The organism is Kaistella solincola (genome assembly GCF_000812875.1).
GTDB lineage: Bacteria > Bacteroidota > Bacteroidia > Flavobacteriales > Weeksellaceae > Kaistella > Kaistella solincola.
In genome coordinates this window covers 301,938-319,485 of record NZ_JSYK01000002.1, presented here as the reverse complement: position 1 = coordinate 319,485, position 17,548 = coordinate 301,938, and the positions used below count along the sequence as shown (strand labels likewise).

The following is a 17,548-nucleotide window of genomic DNA, read 5'->3' as shown; positions in this document are numbered from 1 at the left end:
TTCTTACAAAGTAACAAAAGGAAACGTGAGCAGAAAAGGTGAAATAACTATTTTTTGAAATTGTCCAGCGTTTCCTGATACATTTTTTCGTAGAGCGGCAAAATATTCCGCAAATCGAATTTTAATGCCTGTTCTTTGGCATTTTTTTTCATTGTGGCCAAAAGTTCATCATTGCTGAGAAGTTTGATGGTATAATTGCTCATCGCTTCAACATTCCCAATTTCAGCGAGAAAACCGGTTTCGCCTTGGATATTAACTTCCGGAATTCCGCCTGCGTTTGAGCTGATTACCGGCGTTTCCGCGGCCATCGCTTCGAGCGCAGCGAGACCAAAACTTTCCTGCTCGGACGGAAGTAAAAAAACATCTGAAAGTTGCAAGACTTTATACAGATCGTTTACTTTTCCGAGAAGACGGACTTTACCAATCAAGCTCGGATTTTCCTCCAGAAATTGGTTAATTTTTTCCATGTCCGGACCTTCGCCAATAATTATGAGTTTTGATTTTACCTTCGCATTAACATTTTTGAAAATCTGCATGACTTCCTCCACGCGTTTCACCGGACGTAAATTGGAAACGTGAATCAGGATTTTTTCATCTTCCTCGGCGAATTGTTTGCGCTGGCAACTCGAGCTGCCGATAAAATCGCTGTTATCGATAAAATTGGTGATGACCTGGATTTCTTTGGTAATTTTAAAAAACTGAAGTGTATCTTTCTTCAAACTTTCGGAAACCGAAGTAATTGTATCGGATTGATTGATAGAGAATTCCACCGCATGTTTGTAGCTCGGATGCTGACCAACCAAAGTGATATCGGTTCCGTGCAAAGTGGTGACAAGTGGAACGTCTTTGCCTTCTTCTTTCAGCATCTGTTTTGCGGTGAAAGCCGCGTAAGCGTACGGAATTGCGTAATGCGCGTGCAGAAGATCGAGTTTGTAAAGATTTACCACGCGGTAAATCATCGATGAAAGCGCGATATCATACGGCTGATACTGGAAAAGCGGATACGTTTGAACATTCACTTTATGAAAGAAAATATTCGGGTTGGTAATGTCCAGACGCGTGGGCAAAGCAGAACTTATAAAGTGCACTTCGTAGCCCTTGTTGGCGAGCGACATGCCCAGTTCTGTAGCAACAATACCACTTCCACCGTAGGTGGGATAACATAGAATTCCGATTTTCATAGTTTTGTTTTTGAAATCACCTAAATTTTTAGTTTTGTTTTTCTGCGCGCGGGAAGATGGTTCGTACAGCGGGATTAAGTTCAATGCCGTCGCCGGCTTTTAATTTATTGGTCACTAAAACGGGTAATTTTCCCCAAATTCTGGTTTCGCCGGAAAGTGCTTTTGCTGTCGCTTTCATGGAATCATCATTATTTTCGTAGGAAACCAAAACGGTGGAAACTCCGGAAATATCAACATCGCTCAAGGCGTAAGGTGAACCAAAAATATCGAGTATTACGGCGGTTTTTTTGCTTAATTCCGCAAGGATTTTTTTGCTTTCAGCAGAAATTTTATAAGGTTTATACGCGGTAGAATTGTCTTTGTGAAAACCGACAATCACTTTTGAATTTGCCGGAATTTCACCAATTTCTGAGGCTTTTTTAAGAATTACCGTTGTGCTTAAATTCAGTTCATCCAGAAAAGTTTGATACGGCGCTTCTTCCAGCGGAACGTAATAATAAGTTTCCTTGCAGTTCAGCGGTAAAAGTTTTTTGTCATCTTTCAGCAAAGTTAAGGCGTTCGCGTACATTTTCTGCACGATTTTCTGGTGAGATTCGTTATTCAAATCTTCATTAATGTTTTCCGGATTTCGCGGTTCGTATTTATTTAAACCTAAAAAATATTTGGTTAAAAGTATTTTTTTAACGCTTTCTTCGACTCTTTTTTGTGAAATTTCTTTACTGTCAATCGCCTGCTGAATGAGTTTTTTTCCGGTGGCAACATCCTGCGAAAAAAGCATAATATCATTCCCGGCTTTAAATGCTAATGCATCCAGTTCACCGGCTTTAAATTTATTCGCGACAGCGCCCATATTCAGCGCATCCGTGATGATCAAACCTTTGTAGCCCAACTGTTCTTTTAAAATTCCAGTGATGATATTTTTGGAAATTGAAGCCGGAATTCCTTTGGTTGGTTCCAAAGCCGGCACGTAAAGATGCGCGACCATTACGCCACCAATTCCTTTGTCCATCAGGGCTTTAAACGGTGCAATTTCAATTTCATTCAATCTTTTCAAAGAGTGCGAAACCACAGGCAAATCCAGGTGCGAATCTTTGTCGGTATCGCCGTGTCCCGGAAAATGCTTGATTGCGGCTAAAATATTGTTGTTTTGTAAACCATTGGCATAAGCAAGCGCCGAAGCGACGACATTCGGAACTTCTGAACCGAAACTTCGGTTACCGATAATTGGGTTATTTGGATTCGTATTCACATCAACTACAGGCGCGAAATCCCAGTTGATGCCCATGCGTTTGCTGTCTTCCGCGATTTTTGCGGACATTTCGGTAATTAAACTTTTGTCCTGAATAGCGCCTAAAGTCATGGCCCACGGAAATTTGTGCGCTGCCGGGATTCTTTGAAAAAGTCCCCATTCAGCGTCCATACCGATCATCAGAGGTATTTTGGATTTTGCCTGAAATTCATTAACCAAATTAATTTCCCGCGCTGCATCGTCCTGCATTAAAATTAATCCGCCTATCTGCTCGTTTTTTACCAAATTTCTGACGCCTTCAATATGGTTTTCGTCTTTATTGGTGTAAAGCGCCACGATGAAAAGCTGACCTAATTTTTCATCCTGATTTAATGAGTTGTACGAGTTTTCAACCCAGGCATTTGCTTTTTTTAAATCTGCGGCGGACAGATTTTTTGGTTGATACTGTGCAAAACCGGTGATACTGAAACAGGAGAAAAAAAGAAAAAAAACAGGGAAACAGCAGGGAAAATTTTTCATTCGAAGAAATATGTTGAACAAAAATACGATATTTTAATTTTTAAACTTCATCTTTTCTTGGCATACATCTTGTCTTGTTCGTTTCACAAATTTAAAACCGACCTACGATGAAAAAATATTTTTTAGTTGCGCTTTTGGGAATTTTCAGTTTCGGAGCGCTTACCAGCTGTACGGATAGAAATGATGACGTACTTGTACAGGATAACGATACTTACAGCGTTGTTCTCGACATCAATTCCACCAATTTTGTTAAAGACGCCAATAACCAATATACTATTTCGAGAAATTTTACATCGCCTTTGTATAATACAGATGTTGTTTTAATTTATAGAAAAGCGGGAACTGGAACAGATGGTTCACCAGTTTGGCAGCTAATTCCGCGTACGATTTATTTAAGCAACGGCCGGGAATTAGATTATGACTTTGATTTTACCAAAAATGATATTCAGATTTATGCGGACGGAAATTATGACGTAAGCACAACTCCGGAATATCTGAACAATCAGACTTTCCGTGTTGTACTTGTACCAACTTCGTCCGGGATGAAAAACGCAGGTGTAAACTACAACGATTACCATAGCGTTATCAAATTTTATAATATTGATGACTCCAAAGTAAAAACTTTGTAACCAACCAATTTCTCTAAAAACCACCGCAAAACGGTGGTTTTTTTGTTTTTGAAAATTCGTTTCTTCGGGAATTACTATCTTTAGCCTTTAATTTAATTTATAAACATGAGTGTTCATATTGCAGCTAAAAAAGGTGAAATTGCGAAAACCGTATTGCAACCCGGCGATCCGCGCCGCGCAAGATATATAGCAGAAAATTTTCTGGAAGATGTAAAACTTGTTAGCGAAACCAGAAGTATTTTATATTTCACCGGACTTTATAAAGGAAAAGAAATTTCCGTTGGTGCGAGCGGAATGGGCGTGCCAAGCATCGGAATTTATTCCTACGAACTTTTCACCGAGTTTGATGTGGACACAATTATCAGAATCGGCACATGTGGCGCATATACTGAAGATCTAAAAGTTTTCGATGTGCTGAACGTCAACAACGCCGCAAGCGAATCTACCTACGCAAAATACGCCTGGGAAATTGAGGAAGAAATTTTACCGCCTCCGGGGCACATTTTTTCACTTTTAAATGAAACTGCAGAAACTGTAGGATTAAATTTAATACCGACTGCAATTCACACCAGCGATATTTTTTACCGTAAAAACACGGGAATTCCGGAAATTGCTAAGAAATATAACTGTTCTGCGGTTGAAATGGAAGCATTTGCTTTGTTTGCTAATGCCCAGTATTTAGACAAAAATGCAGCAACACTTCTTACAGTCTCAGATGTAATTCCGACAGGTGAATTTATTTCCGCAGATCAACGCGAAAGCGCATTGAAACCAATGATTGAGCTGGCTTTGGAAGCTGCAATTAATATTTAAGAAGGATTAATGGTATCTTCATCATCCAGAAGATGCCCGAAATAATCTTTTTTTACTTTGAGGTAACTCGCGCTTTCTTTGGTGGAATCCATCTGAAGTGGAATTCTTTTATTCAGCTTGATATTGCTTTCTTCCACCATTTTTATTTTCTCCGGATTGTTCGTTAAAAGATTTACTTCTTTTACGTTTAAAATGTTCAGAATTTCAATTGCGCTGCTGAAATTGCGGTCATCCGCCGGCAAACCTAACTGTAAATTTGCTTCAACGGTATCCAATCCCTGTTCCTGAAGTGCGTATGCGCGAAGTTTATTGATGATGCCTATGTTTCGGCCTTCCTGTCGCAGATACACGATAATTCCACCGTTTTCATATATAAATTTCATTGCGGCATCCAGTTGCTGTCCGCACTCACATTTTCTGGAATGAAAAACTTCACCGGTAATGCATTCGGAATGAAACCTTACGTTGACAGGCTTAGAAAAGTCGGTGTTTTTTGCAACAATGGCCATTTGTGGCATCCAGTCGGTTTCAACCTCGGCAAATGCGATCATACGGAATTCCCCGTACGCTGTTGGCACATTGGATTCTGCTTGGATTTTTAACATGGAAAGTTTTAGTTTTTAGGAGAAATAGAAGTGGAGTCCTTCGAAATATCACTTGCGAGCAAAGTCATATTGGTTTTGAGGCGAACCAAATAGCGGTTTAAAACCTGATCTTCATCGGCGTTTAAAAATTTCCGCAATTTTTGGAGTTTTTTATAAGATTTTTCGAAATTTCGTTCGGCGATATTTAAACCATTGATGTTATAAGCTTCCATCGCACCGATGTAATCTTTAATATGATATTTTAGGACTTTTACCTCCGCATTTACCGCATCATTGCGGAACTTAGGAAAGGAGGAAACTAAATTGGTAATTTCGGAAGAATAAACGATAAGATTTTTGCGGTCGCTGAAAGAATAACCGCTGGAATCCCTGGATTCCAAAGAATTCCCGACGGGAGATAAGTTTATTTTATCTGCTGTACAGGAAAGTAATAAGCAAAAAATTAAAATATAGCTGAAGCTTAATTTAATCATTTTTCCGTTTTTTGATAAAGGATCGGATTAAGACTTTCATCGTTATACATCTTCATTTGTTTATAAACCTTCATCTTAATGGCGCCATTCTCGATATCAAAAAGCAAATTTTCTATAGCTTCGCTGAGATCTTTTTTTTGTTCCAGTAAAACATTCAGCTTTGCTGTACAAGTTTTTCTATGTTCGTCGGTGGCGGATTTTCTGGTCGCCTCCAAATTCATATGATATACTTTTAATGCCAAAATGGAAAGACGGTCAACTGCCCAGGCTGGCGTTTCCGTGTTAATTTTCGCGTTGGGTGCGGGCGTGATGTTTTTATATCTGTCTAAAAACCAACCGTCGATAAACTCAACCAAATCAGTTCTTTTCTGATTCGATGAGTCAATCGTTCGTTTAAGTTGTAATGCTTCCGTGGGATTTATATTTTCATCGCGAATAATATCTTCCAAATGCCATTGAACGGTGTCAATCCAGTTCTTCGCATACAAAAGCTGTTCCAAACTATTTCCTGAGTAAGGATTTTTTGCTGGAGTTTCTACATTGTCTGCTACGTGATAGTCATCAATCGACTGGTTGAAGATTTTCCATGCAGTATCTGTAAAATTCATGTGCGCTGTATTAAGGAGTCGTGCTGGAATTACTTCTTGGTTCTTCCGGCTTTTTCGGATCGTCTTCTTTTACCGCATCCTTAAATTCCTTAATTCCCGAACCTAAGCCACGCATCATTTCAGGGATTTTACGTCCACCGAAAAATATCAGAATAATGATGCCCACGATAAGCAGGTGTTGCCATGAAAGCGCAAGTATTGTTAGTGTATTCATTGTATAATTTTAAACAAAGTTATATTATTTTTTTAATTAACCCATCCTAAAGGATCTACTGGGCTGCTGCCGTTCCAGATCTGGAAATCAAGCGTATACGTTCCGTCGAAATCAGCACCTACGACACCCATTGGGCTGCCCGCAGAAACCTGCTGATTTGCGGAAACCATCGTACTTCCGAGGTTAGCATAAATGGTAAAGTAATCGCCATGCTTCACAATCACGGTTTTCGAGCCGTCTGCAGAAGCTACTACGCGCGATACTGTTCCTGGTGCTACGCATTTTGCTACGGTGCCTTTACTTACGGAAATTTTAATTCCGTTATTTTCTTCTACGATATTTTTAAAAACCGGGTGTGGCTGACGACCGAAACGGTGCGTAATTGTACCGTACGCCGGCATGCCCATTTTTCCGCGGTTGCTCGCGAAATTATTTCCAACTGCTGAGGAGACTCCATAATTGGTCATGGCCTTTGTCTCTGCAGCTTTCTTTTCGTCTTCGTTCTTTTTCGCCATGTTGGCTTCCGCTGCTCTGGCGTTGGCGGCCTTATCAGCTGCGGCTTTTGCATTTGCGGCAGCGGCAGCAGCATCTTTTGCGGCTGCTAAACGTCGTGCTTCAGCTTTTTCAGCATCAGCTGTCGTTCGCGCATCGTCCGTTTTTTTCGCATCTGCAGCGGCTGCAATTCTGGCCCTGTTTGCTTCTTCTTCTGCTTTTTTATCAGAAATTTCTTTTAAACGGCGCGCTTCGTCATCGGCTTTTTTCTTTTCTAAAGCTAAAGCTTCCATTTTTGCGCGGTTTTCAGCTTCAATTTTTGCTTTTTCGCGTTCTGCGGCTATTTTTGCGAGACGAATTTTTTCTGCTTCTTCTTTTTTTCGCTGTTCCGCCTGTGCTCTTGCAATCCGGATTTCTTCAGCAATAATCGAACGGATTTGTCCTTCCAGCGCTTTGGATTCCGACTTTTTTTGTTTCAGTTCTGCGGTCAGCTGGCTTTCATTTTTCTTAAATTCAGCAAGCAAAGTTTCTTTTGCCTTTTTTTCTGCTGCAATGGTCAAAAGATCTTTTTGCTGGTTAGAAAGGATGGTTTCTTTATCCTTTACCGATCTCTGTTTCAATGTAATATTCTGCTCCAAAACTTTAGCTGCGTTCGAGATTTCAGCTGCTTTTTTATCCTGATAATCAGAATAATCTTTTAAATACTGAACCCGGCGCAAAGCTTCACCAAGATTTTTCGAGGATAAAATAAAAGTCACTTTATTTTGTACACCTTTATTTTTATACGCTTTTACCAATACTTCCGCATAGTTTTTACGGAGTACAGCAAGTTCGCGGTTCTGACGGTTTATTTCGAGTTGACGAAGATAAATTTCATCCTCTATCAGGCGCTTTTCTTTCTGGGTATTGGTATATACTTTTTCGCGGAGCTGTATTTTCTTCTGCACTTCCGTTAAGTAAGAAATGGAAAGTTTCGATTGCTGCTGCGTTTTTGCTAAGTTCGAATTGATTGCCGCAATTTGTTTTTTAAGGTCGGCGTTCTGCTTTTGAAGTTGTTCTTTTTTCTGGGCAGAAAAAAAACTGAACAGAAAAATTGCTACAAAAAAGCTTACTTTTTTAATCATTTGATCTCAGTTTTCGTATAATTTTCCGGTACGGAATAAGGGGTTTGCATTTTAGAATCGTCGAATTTCGTGTTTTCTATTAAAATTTGACTGTTTTTGCTTCCTTTTATTACAATTTTAACATTTTTTGGCAATCTTATATTGTTGAAATTTTCCCAGTTTCCATAGCTTACTTCCAGATAATCCGGCGCGTCTGCTTTTTGCAAAGCAACTTTTGCTAAATCCGCATTTTCGTTGTAATCTAGTGTAGCCATATACGCGGAAACTTTTCCGTCGGTTTTAAACTGAAGGTTTTTAATGCTTTTAACGGTAAAACCCTGCGCATTTTTCGTTACCTGAAAATCAGTGGAATTAACCGGAATAAAAGTTCTTCCCAACAGCAAATCCTGAAAAGAGTTATAATCGATGAAATTTACATTCAACAGATTGTTCAGATAAGTGAAATCAGATTCGATGTACGTTTTGTTCCATTTTTCATAACCTTTAATTCCTTCCGGCGTTGCAATTCCGCGTCCCACATTCAGGAAAATCGCAATCATATTAATCCAGACTTTCTGGTCTTTTTCAATATAAATTGTAGCGTCCAAAGGCGGAATAAAAGCACCCGTTTCTACCGTTATTTTTGAATTAATTTTTAGCTGCTCAAAGGCAGTTTTTTCTTTAATTTTATTAAAAAAAACAGCCGGCGATTCAAGCGGAGTTGTTGCGCTGATGGGTTTTTCAGCAACATTCCGGGTTTTACAGGAAACTGCTAAAAGCAATATTAAAAGAGGGAAAATAAACTTTTTCATACAGAATTCGGTTTAAAACATTCCTTAAAGAACGTAAATTTTCCGCAAATCGTTTGCGGAAAATTCTTTTAGATTAAATGTTTGTCACCTTTTGACAGAAAATCCAGAACGGAATAATCACCCAGGGAAATTTCACGCGCGACACCAAAATATTGTGCAGAATTTCCGATCATGGAATTGCTTAAATTTCCGTGGTCAATCACCGTATTTTCCTGAATTAATGAATTGTCGATATTGGAATTAATGACAACAGTATTGTTCCCGATGGAAACACGCGGGCCAATTTTAGAATTCGAGATTTTTACGTTTTCACCAATAAAACACGGGGGAATAATCAAACAGTTCACGATGCTGGAAGAAGCCGGATAATCCGCAACATTTTCGCGCTCGTAACCTAAAACTTTTCCGTTGGTTTCTACCGTAGCATTTTTATTTCCACAATCCATCCAGTCGTCAACTTTTCCTAAAGAAAATTTTGCCCCTTTTTGCCGCAAATTTTCCAGAGCTGTTGTCAGCTGATATTCACCGCCTTGCTTAATATCATTTTCCATGATATAATTAATTTCGCTCATTAGTTTTTCCGAAGAACTGAAATAATAAATTCCAATAATCGCTAAATCTGAGACGAAAGTTTGAGGTTTTTCAACAAAGTCGGTAATGAAACCGTAATCGTCCAGTTTTACCACACCAAAAGCCGAAGGATCTTCTACTTTTTTTACCCAGATAACACCATCGGAATTTTTATCGAGCTTGAAATCTGCTTTAAATAAAGTATCCGCAAAAGCCACAACAACATCGCCCTGCATGGAGTTTTCAGCGCATTTAATCGCGTGCGCGGTTCCAAGCGGTTCGTCTTGTGTGTAAACGCTTCCTTTTGCGCCTAAATTCTCAGCAATTTTAATCAGTGATTCCTTAACATCATCACCGAAATCTCCGATAATAAAAGCAATTTCATCGATTTCTTCACCGGCAACTTTAGCGATATCTTCTACCAATCTTTGCACAATTGGTTTTCCTGCAATCGGGATTAAAGGTTTCGGAACAGTAAGTGTATGTGGGCGTAATCTGGAACCTCGCCCAGCCATTGGAACTATTATTTTCATTTTATATATTGGTTTTATTTAGCTAATAGCGTCGTCGGAAAACCGGTTTCGCATTAACCTCATCATTTAATTTTTAAGATTTTGTGCTTCCAAAACCGCCAGCGCCGCGTGCGGTTTCGTTCAGAGCATCAGCATTCTGCCATTCTGCGGTTTCGTATTTCGCGATAATCATTTGTGCAATGCGGTCGCCACTATTTACGGTAAAATCTTCAGCGGACAAATTTACTAAAATAACCCCAATTTCGCCCCGATAATCAGCATCAATCGTACCGGGCGCATTCAGCACGGTGATTCCGTTCTTTATAGCAAGGCCGCTGCGTGGTCGGATTTGTGCTTCAAAACCTTCGGGAAGTTCCAGAAATAATCCGGTTGGAATTAATTTTCTTTCAAGCGGTTTTAAGGTAATGTTTTCCGTTAAATTTGCTGAGATATCCATTCCTGCCGATAGTTCGGTTTGATATTTCGGTAAAGGATTTTTGGATTTATTGATGATTTTTATTTTCATTTTAAGCTTTTTTATTCAATTTTTTCAGTACAAAATCTTTTTCGAAATAAAGGATGATGCCCGCAAACGTAAGGAAAAATAAATTTCCGATCCAGAAATTCGCGTCAAAAACCTGATACGAAATGAAACTGAAAACTACGAGCAAAACCAGGCACAAACTTATTTTTTTAATTCTGTACGGAATCGGATAATATTTCTGACCCAGAAAATAAGACATCACCATCATGACGAAATACGCTGCCAAAGTTGTCCACGCGGAAACCATAAAGCCGTATTTTTTTAGTAAGACAAGGTTTAAAACAATGGTGATAATTCCGCCGGTCCAGGAAATTACCGTTCCCATTTTAGTACGGTCTGTAACTTTATACCACGTTGAAAGGTTGTAATAGATTCCGAAGAAAAGATTGGCGATTACGATAATCGGAATGATGTCAATCGCTGTCCAGTACGATTGATTTGGAATAAAAAGCGTCTTTAACCAGGAAATATTTGCGATAATTCCCATAGCGACAACCGAGGCGAAAAAGGTAAAATATTCGGTGACTTTCGCGTAGGTAAGTTTTGCGTTTTCATTCTGCATTTGTTTAAAGAAAAACGGTTCAATCCCCATTCGGTACGCTGTTACAAACAAAGTCATCAAGACCGCAAGCTTGTAACAACCGCCGTACGCACCGGCATCACCTTCATCAATGAAAAAATACTGGATGGCCTTGTCGAAATTTTCATTAATCATAAAAGCAAAACCTGCAACCATAATCGGCCAGGAATATTTAATCATCCGGACAAATAAATCTTTTGCGAACTCGAATTTAACCTTAAAAATAATCGGTAGAAGCAGAATTACACCGGCAAAACTCCCCAAAAGATTGCTGTAAAACGGAAACGAAACTTTTTCATTCATGCCGAATTTTCGCGAAATTTCAAAGGGAATATAAAGGAAAAGCGCAATTACGATCACCGTTTGAATTAATGACTGCACAACGCGGATCATCGAATATGCAATTGGTTTGTTGTGGTAACGCAGCCACGCGAACGGAATCACGCACAAAGTATCAAAAAAAGCAATCCAGCCGAACCATCGGATGTATTCCGGATTTTCGCTGTAGCCCAAAACATCAGCAATCGGTTGGTTGAACAGCAAACAAATTAGGAGAAAAAATGCCGAAATAGCGGCTAAAAACCAGAACGAAGTGTTGAAGGTCTTCGATTTATTTTCGCCTTCGGAGGAAAAACGGAAATAAGCAGTTTCAAAACCGAAAGTCAGAACGATGTTCACAAAAGAAATAATTGCATAAAGATTGGTAAACTGTGCAAACTCATCTTTATTGATTTGGTTGATGTACAGCGGATTCAGCAGGAAAATAATGATCCGTGGTAAAATGGCGCCGATCCCGTAAATGATGGTTTCGTTCAGAAGTTTTTTCAAAACAAATTCAATTTGCGCAAAGATAAATAATTTGTGCAGAGATGAAACGGTTTCAATTTCGGGTTTTATTGGTTTTTAAATATTAAATTTGTGAAAAGGCGCGCTGAAAAATATGCCGCTAAAACAGCAAATTTTTACCATTTTTCCCTAATGAAAATTCTCCTGAAAAACGCCACAATTGTTAATGAAAACCAGATTTTCGAAAGCGATTTGCTTATTGAAAACGATTTAATTTCAAAAATTGAAAAAAATATTTCTGCAGAAAATGTCGATCAAATCATCGACGCTGCGGGAAAATATCTTTTACCCGGAATTATTGATGATCAGGTGCATTTTCGCGAACCGGGTTTAACCTGGAAAGGCGACATTGAAAGTGAATCGCGCGCGGCTATCGCAGGTGGAATCACGAGTTTTATGGAACAGCCGAACACAGTGCCTAATGCTGTAACACAAGAACTTTTGGAAAAAAAGTACGAAATAGCGGCTAAAAAATCTTTCGCCAATTATTCATTTATGATGGGCGGAACAAATGACAATCTGGAAGAAGTTCTGAAAACAAATCCGCGAAATGTGGCTGGCATAAAATTATTTTTGGGTTCTTCCACGGGAAATATGCTCGTGGATAATCCGGAAACTTTAGAGGAGATTTTCTCGAAAACGAAAATGCTGATCGCGGCGCATTGCGAAGATGAAGCGACAATTCGGAAAAATACCGCCTTTTACCAGGAAAAATTTGGTGATGATATTCCGATGGAATTTCATCATCTTATCAGAAGCGAAGAAGCCTGCTATATTTCCTCATCAAAAGCGGTGGAATTAGCAAAAAAAACCGGTGCACGACTGCATTTATTCCATATTTCAACAGCGAAAGAAACCGAACTTTTCCGGAACGATATTCCTTTAAAAGAGAAAAAAATTACTGCCGAAGTTTGTGTGCATCACCTAACTTTTACCAACGAAGATTATGCGGAAAAGGGAACTTTAATTAAATGGAATCCCGCCGTAAAAACCGCCGAAGACCGCGCCGGACTTTGGGAAGCGCTGCTTGATGACCGAATTGATGTCATCGCAACCGATCACGCGCCACACTCCTGGGAAGAAAAGAAGAATGTGTATACGAAAGCGCCGTCGGGCGGTCCGCTTGTGCAGCATTCTTTAAACATCATGCTGGAAAATTTTAAAAACGGCAAAATTTCCCTCGAAAAGCTGGTGGAAAAAATGTGTCACAATCCGGCCATTCTTTTTGAAATTGAAAAGCGCGGTTTCATCCGTGAAGGTTATAAAGCTGATCTGGTTTTGGTGGATTTAAATGACAGTTACACAGTTTCTAAAGAAAACATTCTGTACAAATGTGGCTGGAGCCCGCTGGAAGGAACAACTTTTCATTCAAAAATCACGCATACTTTCGTAAATGGATTTTTAGCCTTCGAAAACGGCCAAATTTCCGAAGAAAAGCATGGTGAAAGATTGCTCTTCGACAGAAATCTTTAAAAATAATTGTCTACGGTGAAACATTTCGAAAATAAATTCGTCTAATTCTTTATAAAATATAATCTATGTTTAAAAAACTTTCTTTCACACTTACCGCTTTGTTCATTGCTGTACTGACGTTTGCGCAGAAACAGTTTGAATGGAAAGAAGCGACCGGGAACGGATATACCTACAAGTATGTCTCTAACGATCCCATGAATGCCCGCTTCTACACGCTGAAAAACGGCTTAACCGTCGTTCTAAGCCCCACAAAAACCGATCCAAGAGTTCAGGCTTATGTGGCTATAAAAGCAGGAAGCAAGACCGACCCGCGCACGAACACGGGTCTTGCGCACTACTTGGAGCACATGCTTTTCAAGGGAACCGATAAATACGGTTCGCTGGACTGGTCTAAAGAAAAGGTGGAGCTTGACAAAATCGATGCATTGTATGAACAGTACAACAAAACCAGCGATGCTGCACAAAGAAAAGCGATTTACAAAAAAATCGATTCAGTTTCTGGTGTTGCGAGCAAATTTGCAATCGCAAACGAATATGACAAAATGATGGCTTCGATGGGAGCGCAGGGAACGAATGCTTTTACAAGCTTTGAACAAACGGTTTATACCGACGATGTACCGAGCTCATCATTAGATAAATATTTGGCTGTACAGGGCGAAAGATTTAGAAATCCGGTTTTAAGGATTTTCCACACGGAGCTTGAAGCCGTTTACGAAGAAAAAAACAGAAGTTTGGATAGCGACGGAAGCAAAGTTTTCGAAGAGCTTTTCGCGCAGTTATTCAAAAATCATAACTACGGTCAGCAAACAACCATCGGAACGGTGGAACATTTAAAAAATCCATCGTTGGTCGAAATCCGAAAATATTTCAATAATTATTATGTTCCCAATAATATGGGCGTAATTCTTTCGGGAGATTTCAATCCGGATGAAGTGATTGCAAAAATCGACAAATCGTTTTCGCAGATGAAAATGAAACCTGTGGAAAAATATACTTTTGCACCGGAAAAACCGATTACCGCACCGATCATCAAAGAAATTACCGGTCCGGACGCCGAAAATTTAACAATTGGCTACAGACTTCCGGGAAATAAAGACAAAGATGTTTTAATTGCAGATCTTGTCGGCCAGATTCTTACCAACGGAAAAGCCGGACTGTTAGACCTTAATTTGGTTAAAAAACAAAAATTACTTCGCGCTTCTGCGTCTACTTTCACCTTGATCGATTATGGAGTGCTTTTCCTAAGCGCTGCACCTACAAACGGACAAAGTCTGGACGAGGTGAAAACTTTGGTTTTAGGTGAAATTGATAATCTTAAAAAAGGAAATTTCGATGATGATCTCATTACTTCAATCATCAACAACATCAAAAAATCGAAGATTTACGAATCAGAAAAATATGACAACCGCGCCGGCGCTTTGATGGACGCGTTTACTTCCGAACTGAACTGGAGAGATCAGGTGGCGTATGTTAATGATTTGTCCAAAATCACCAAAGCTGATATCGTTTCATTTGCGAATAAATATCTTGGTGACAACTACGTTGCGATTTTAAAAAGAAAAGGAGAATCTGTAAAATCAACAAAAATTGAAAAACCACAGATTACACCGGTAGAAACCAATGCCGACAAACAGTCTCCGTTTGTAAGAATGGTGGGAAATATGCCGAACACTCCATCAGCGCCGGTTTTCCTTGATTATAAAAAAGATATCCAGAAATCGAATTTAGGAAAAGCTGAAATTCTTTATGTTCCGAACAAAGACAACCAGATTTTCCGTTTAAGATACCGTTACAAAATCGGTTCTTTAAATGATTTGAAACAGCCTTTGGCTTCGCAGTATTTGCAATTTTTAGGAACTGATAAAATGTCTGCTGAAGAAATTTCGAAAGCGTTTTATAAAATCGCGAGCAGCTTCAATGTTTCCACTGGCGAAGAATACACCACGGTTTCCATCGAAGGGTTACAGGAAAATTTCGATAAAGCAGTAAAACTATACGAAGATTTAGTTCTAAATGTAAAGGCAGACGACGCTGCTTTAAAAGGCCTGAAAGAAAGAATGGCAAAATCCCGAAAAGACGTAAAAGCCAACAAAGGCGCAATTTTACAGGGACTTACGAGCTATGCAATGTACGGGGCGAATAATAAATTCAACAACGTAATGAGCAATGCAGAATTGCAATCAACCACCGCGGCAGAATTGGTGGACCGAATCAAAAACCTGAACAATTACGAGCAGACCGTTATTTATTACGGTCCGATTTCAATAAAAGAAGTGGAAAGCAAACTGAAAAATGTGCACCCGGTGCCGGCAAAATTTGCTGTTGCTGCGCCTGCAAAAGTTTTCAAACAGGTTCCGCAAAGCAAAAACCAGGTTCTTTTTGCAGATTACGACATGGTACAGGCAGAAACGCGCTGGATCCGAAACACCGAAAGCTACGACCCGGCTAAAAATACGCTTGTAAAAGTTTTCAACAACTATTTCGGTGGTGGCATGGGTTCCATCGTTTTCCAGACGATTCGCGAGAGTAAAGCTTTGGCGTACAGCACTTACGGAGTTTACGTGCAGCCGCAGAAAAAGACAGATCAATATTATCTGATGAGCTATGTCGGCAGCCAGGCAGACAAATTCAACGATGCTACCACGGCGATGACTGAGCTTTTAACCACAATGCCGGATTTAGGTGAAAACTTAAATCTTGCCAAAACACAGGTGAAAAAAGACATCCAGACCGAGCGAATTACTCAGGATAACATCATCTATAATTATTTGGCAGCGAAAGATTTAGGTTTGACCGATGATCCAAGAAAAAATATTTACACCGCGGTGGACAATATTTCGATGAAGGATCTGAAGAATTTCCACCAGGCGAATTTCTCCGGAAAACCTTACACTTACGCAATTGTTGCATCCGAGAAAAACATTCCGATGAAAGATATGCAGAAACTTGGTGAGGTTAAAAAGATTTCTCTCGAAGAACTTTTTGGCTACTAGAACGGCAAATTTTTTCAATTTTCTATAGAAACTGCTCCAGCTTTGGAGCAGTTTTTTTGTGTCTTGCGAGGAACGAAGCAATCTTGCTGTATCTGGACTATTTCTCAACGATGGAGTTATTGTTTTTTTGGGCGCCATCTCCGCCTTCCACTCCCGCTTTTTTGCTCCGCTGCGCTCCGCAAAAAGAGCTCCGTTCAAGTCGGGGCGCGGTGACCGTTTATTTAAAAACTCTTTTTCAAATCCAAATCTTCACTTCTATAAAAAATCCAAAAATTACCGCTTTTAGCGCCCAATTTTTATTCCCCGCATAATTGTTCGTAACTTTCTACAGGATATTTCCACTAAATTTACAAAAACCATACACCATGAATCTCTATACACAACCGATGCTCAAAGAAGATGCTCTCAAAGATAAAGTCGCAATCGTTACGGGCGGCGGAAGCGGACTTGGCAAAGCGATGACCAAATATTTTCTGCAGCTTGGCGCTAAAGTCGTGATTACCTCACGCAATCTGGAAAAACTGCAGAATACTGCCAAAGAGCTCGAGGAAGAAACCAGCGGAAAAGTGCTGTGCGTACAGTGCGACGTAAGAAACTGGGATGAAGTGGAAGCTATGAAAGACGCTGCGATAAAAGAGTTTGGACAGATCGATATTTTGCTCAATAATGCAGCAGGAAATTTTATTGCACCAACAGAAAGATTAACGCATTCGGCATTCGATTCGGTTTTGGATATCGTTTTGAAAGGCACGAAAAACTGCACACTTTCGGTCGGTAAATACTGGATTGAAAATAAAATTCCGGGCACCGTGCTGAATATTGTTACCACTTACGCCTGGACGGGTTCTGCGTACGTTGTACCGTCTGCCTGTGCAAAAGCCGGTGTTTTGGCAATGACGCGAAGTTTAGCGGTCGAGTGGGCGAAATACCAAATCCGTTTCAATGCGATTGCGCCCGGACCGTTTCCAACAAAAGGTGCGTGGGAAAGATTATTACCGGGAGATTTGGCAGAAAAATTCGATATGCGGAAAAAAGTCCCACTGCGCAGAGTGGGTGAACATCAGGAACTGGCCAATTTAGCCGCTTATCTGGTTTCAGACTACTCCGCGTACATGAACGGCGAAGTCGTAACCATCGATGGTGGAGAATGGCTGCAAGGCGCCGGCGAGTTCAATATGCTGGACGAAATTCCGCAGGAAATGTGGGATATGATGGAAGCGATGATTAAAGCAAAAAAATCCAATTAAAAACAAAACCCGGTATCTAAAAATATCGGGTTCTTTTATGGTTTTTTTGGACTTTTGTAATCTTAAAACTTCTACTATTTAAGCA

At 39.8% G+C, this 17,548-nt stretch carries 16 protein-coding genes; 5 read left to right on the top strand and 11 right to left on the bottom strand.

Translation table 11 applies throughout. The features are described 5' to 3' along the window. Positions 1 to 47: 47 nt before the first annotated feature. Positions 48 to 1,181: an N-acetyl-alpha-D-glucosaminyl L-malate synthase BshA gene (gene bshA, locus OA84_RS02460; protein WP_039342678.1), complete on the bottom strand. Its 1,134-nt coding sequence runs from the start codon at positions 1,179 to 1,181 to the stop codon at positions 48 to 50. A 28-nt stretch (positions 1,182 to 1,209) separates the two neighbouring features. Further along, on the bottom strand, positions 1,210 to 2,949 hold the full coding sequence (locus tag OA84_RS02455) for a glycoside hydrolase family 3 protein (RefSeq protein ID WP_039341829.1): 1,740 nt from the start codon (positions 2,947 to 2,949) through the stop codon (positions 1,210 to 1,212). A 107-nt stretch (positions 2,950 to 3,056) separates the two neighbouring features. Here OA84_RS02455 and OA84_RS02450 point away from each other — a divergent pair, with 107 nt between their 5' ends. Both OA84_RS02450 and deoD read left to right on the top strand, forming a co-directional pair. Continuing rightward, positions 3,057 to 3,578, top strand: a complete 522-nt coding sequence (locus tag OA84_RS02450; RefSeq protein WP_052252072.1) for a hypothetical protein — start codon at positions 3,057 to 3,059, stop codon at positions 3,576 to 3,578. Between the two features lie 105 nt (positions 3,579 to 3,683). Then, on the top strand, positions 3,684 to 4,391 hold the full coding sequence (gene deoD / locus OA84_RS02445; RefSeq protein ID WP_039341826.1) for a purine-nucleoside phosphorylase: 708 nt from the start codon (positions 3,684 to 3,686) through the stop codon (positions 4,389 to 4,391). Here deoD and ribA read toward each other — a convergent pair. From ribA to OA84_RS02400, 9 genes are all read right to left on the bottom strand, one after another. After that, positions 4,388 to 4,996 (bottom strand): GTP cyclohydrolase II, encoded by a 609-nt coding sequence (ribA, locus tag OA84_RS02440; protein WP_039341823.1) that lies wholly within the window; start codon positions 4,994 to 4,996, stop codon positions 4,388 to 4,390. The genes deoD and ribA overlap by 4 nt on opposite strands. 8 nt (positions 4,997 to 5,004) lie before the next feature. Then, positions 5,005 to 5,469, bottom strand: coding sequence for a hypothetical protein (locus OA84_RS02435; RefSeq protein ID WP_052252071.1), 465 nt, complete (start codon positions 5,467 to 5,469; stop codon positions 5,005 to 5,007). After that, entirely contained in the window at positions 5,466 to 6,077 is a 612-nt protein-coding gene (locus OA84_RS02430) for a DUF4254 domain-containing protein (protein WP_039341820.1), read from the bottom strand. The genes OA84_RS02435 and OA84_RS02430 overlap by 4 nt, the downstream gene beginning before the upstream one ends. 10 nt (positions 6,078 to 6,087) lie before the next feature. Continuing rightward, positions 6,088 to 6,291, bottom strand: a complete 204-nt coding sequence (locus OA84_RS02425) for a twin-arginine translocase TatA/TatE family subunit (RefSeq protein ID WP_039341817.1) — start codon at positions 6,289 to 6,291, stop codon at positions 6,088 to 6,090. Between the two features lie 32 nt (positions 6,292 to 6,323). Next, complete coding sequence (locus OA84_RS02420) at positions 6,324 to 7,907, bottom strand: peptidoglycan DD-metalloendopeptidase family protein (RefSeq protein WP_039341814.1); 1,584 nt, start codon at positions 7,905 to 7,907, stop codon at positions 6,324 to 6,326. Next, positions 7,904 to 8,698, bottom strand: a complete 795-nt coding sequence (locus tag OA84_RS02415; protein ID WP_039341812.1) for a DUF4292 domain-containing protein — start codon at positions 8,696 to 8,698, stop codon at positions 7,904 to 7,906. Before OA84_RS02415 ends, OA84_RS02420 begins: the two co-directional genes overlap by 4 nt. A 68-nt stretch (positions 8,699 to 8,766) precedes the next feature. After that, on the bottom strand, positions 8,767 to 9,801 hold the full coding sequence (locus tag OA84_RS02410) for a sugar phosphate nucleotidyltransferase (protein WP_039341809.1): 1,035 nt from the start codon (positions 9,799 to 9,801) through the stop codon (positions 8,767 to 8,769). A gap of 73 nt (positions 9,802 to 9,874) precedes the next feature. Continuing rightward, positions 9,875 to 10,306: a dUTP diphosphatase gene (gene dut, locus OA84_RS02405; protein ID WP_039341806.1), complete on the bottom strand. Its 432-nt coding sequence runs from the start codon at positions 10,304 to 10,306 to the stop codon at positions 9,875 to 9,877. Position 10,307: 1 nt separating this feature from the next. Further along, positions 10,308 to 11,732 (bottom strand): lipopolysaccharide biosynthesis protein, encoded by a 1,425-nt coding sequence (locus OA84_RS02400; RefSeq protein ID WP_039341804.1) that lies wholly within the window; start codon positions 11,730 to 11,732, stop codon positions 10,308 to 10,310. Between the two features lie 150 nt (positions 11,733 to 11,882). Between OA84_RS02400 and OA84_RS02395 the strand changes: the two genes are divergently transcribed. The 3 genes from OA84_RS02395 to OA84_RS02380 all read left to right on the top strand — a co-directional run bounded on the left by OA84_RS02395 (position 11,883) and on the right by OA84_RS02380 (position 17,463). Then, the gene (locus tag OA84_RS02395) at positions 11,883 to 13,223 is read left to right on the top strand and encodes a dihydroorotase (RefSeq protein WP_039342671.1); all 1,341 of its coding nucleotides are present in this window, start codon (positions 11,883 to 11,885) and stop codon (positions 13,221 to 13,223) included. Positions 13,224 to 13,288: 65 nt separating this feature from the next. Next, positions 13,289 to 16,216 (top strand): M16 family metallopeptidase, encoded by a 2,928-nt coding sequence (locus OA84_RS02390; RefSeq protein WP_039341802.1) that lies wholly within the window; start codon positions 13,289 to 13,291, stop codon positions 16,214 to 16,216. A gap of 365 nt (positions 16,217 to 16,581) precedes the next feature. After that, positions 16,582 to 17,463, top strand: a complete 882-nt coding sequence (locus tag OA84_RS02380) for an SDR family oxidoreductase (protein WP_039341796.1) — start codon at positions 16,582 to 16,584, stop codon at positions 17,461 to 17,463. Positions 17,464 to 17,548: the final 85 nt, after the last annotated feature.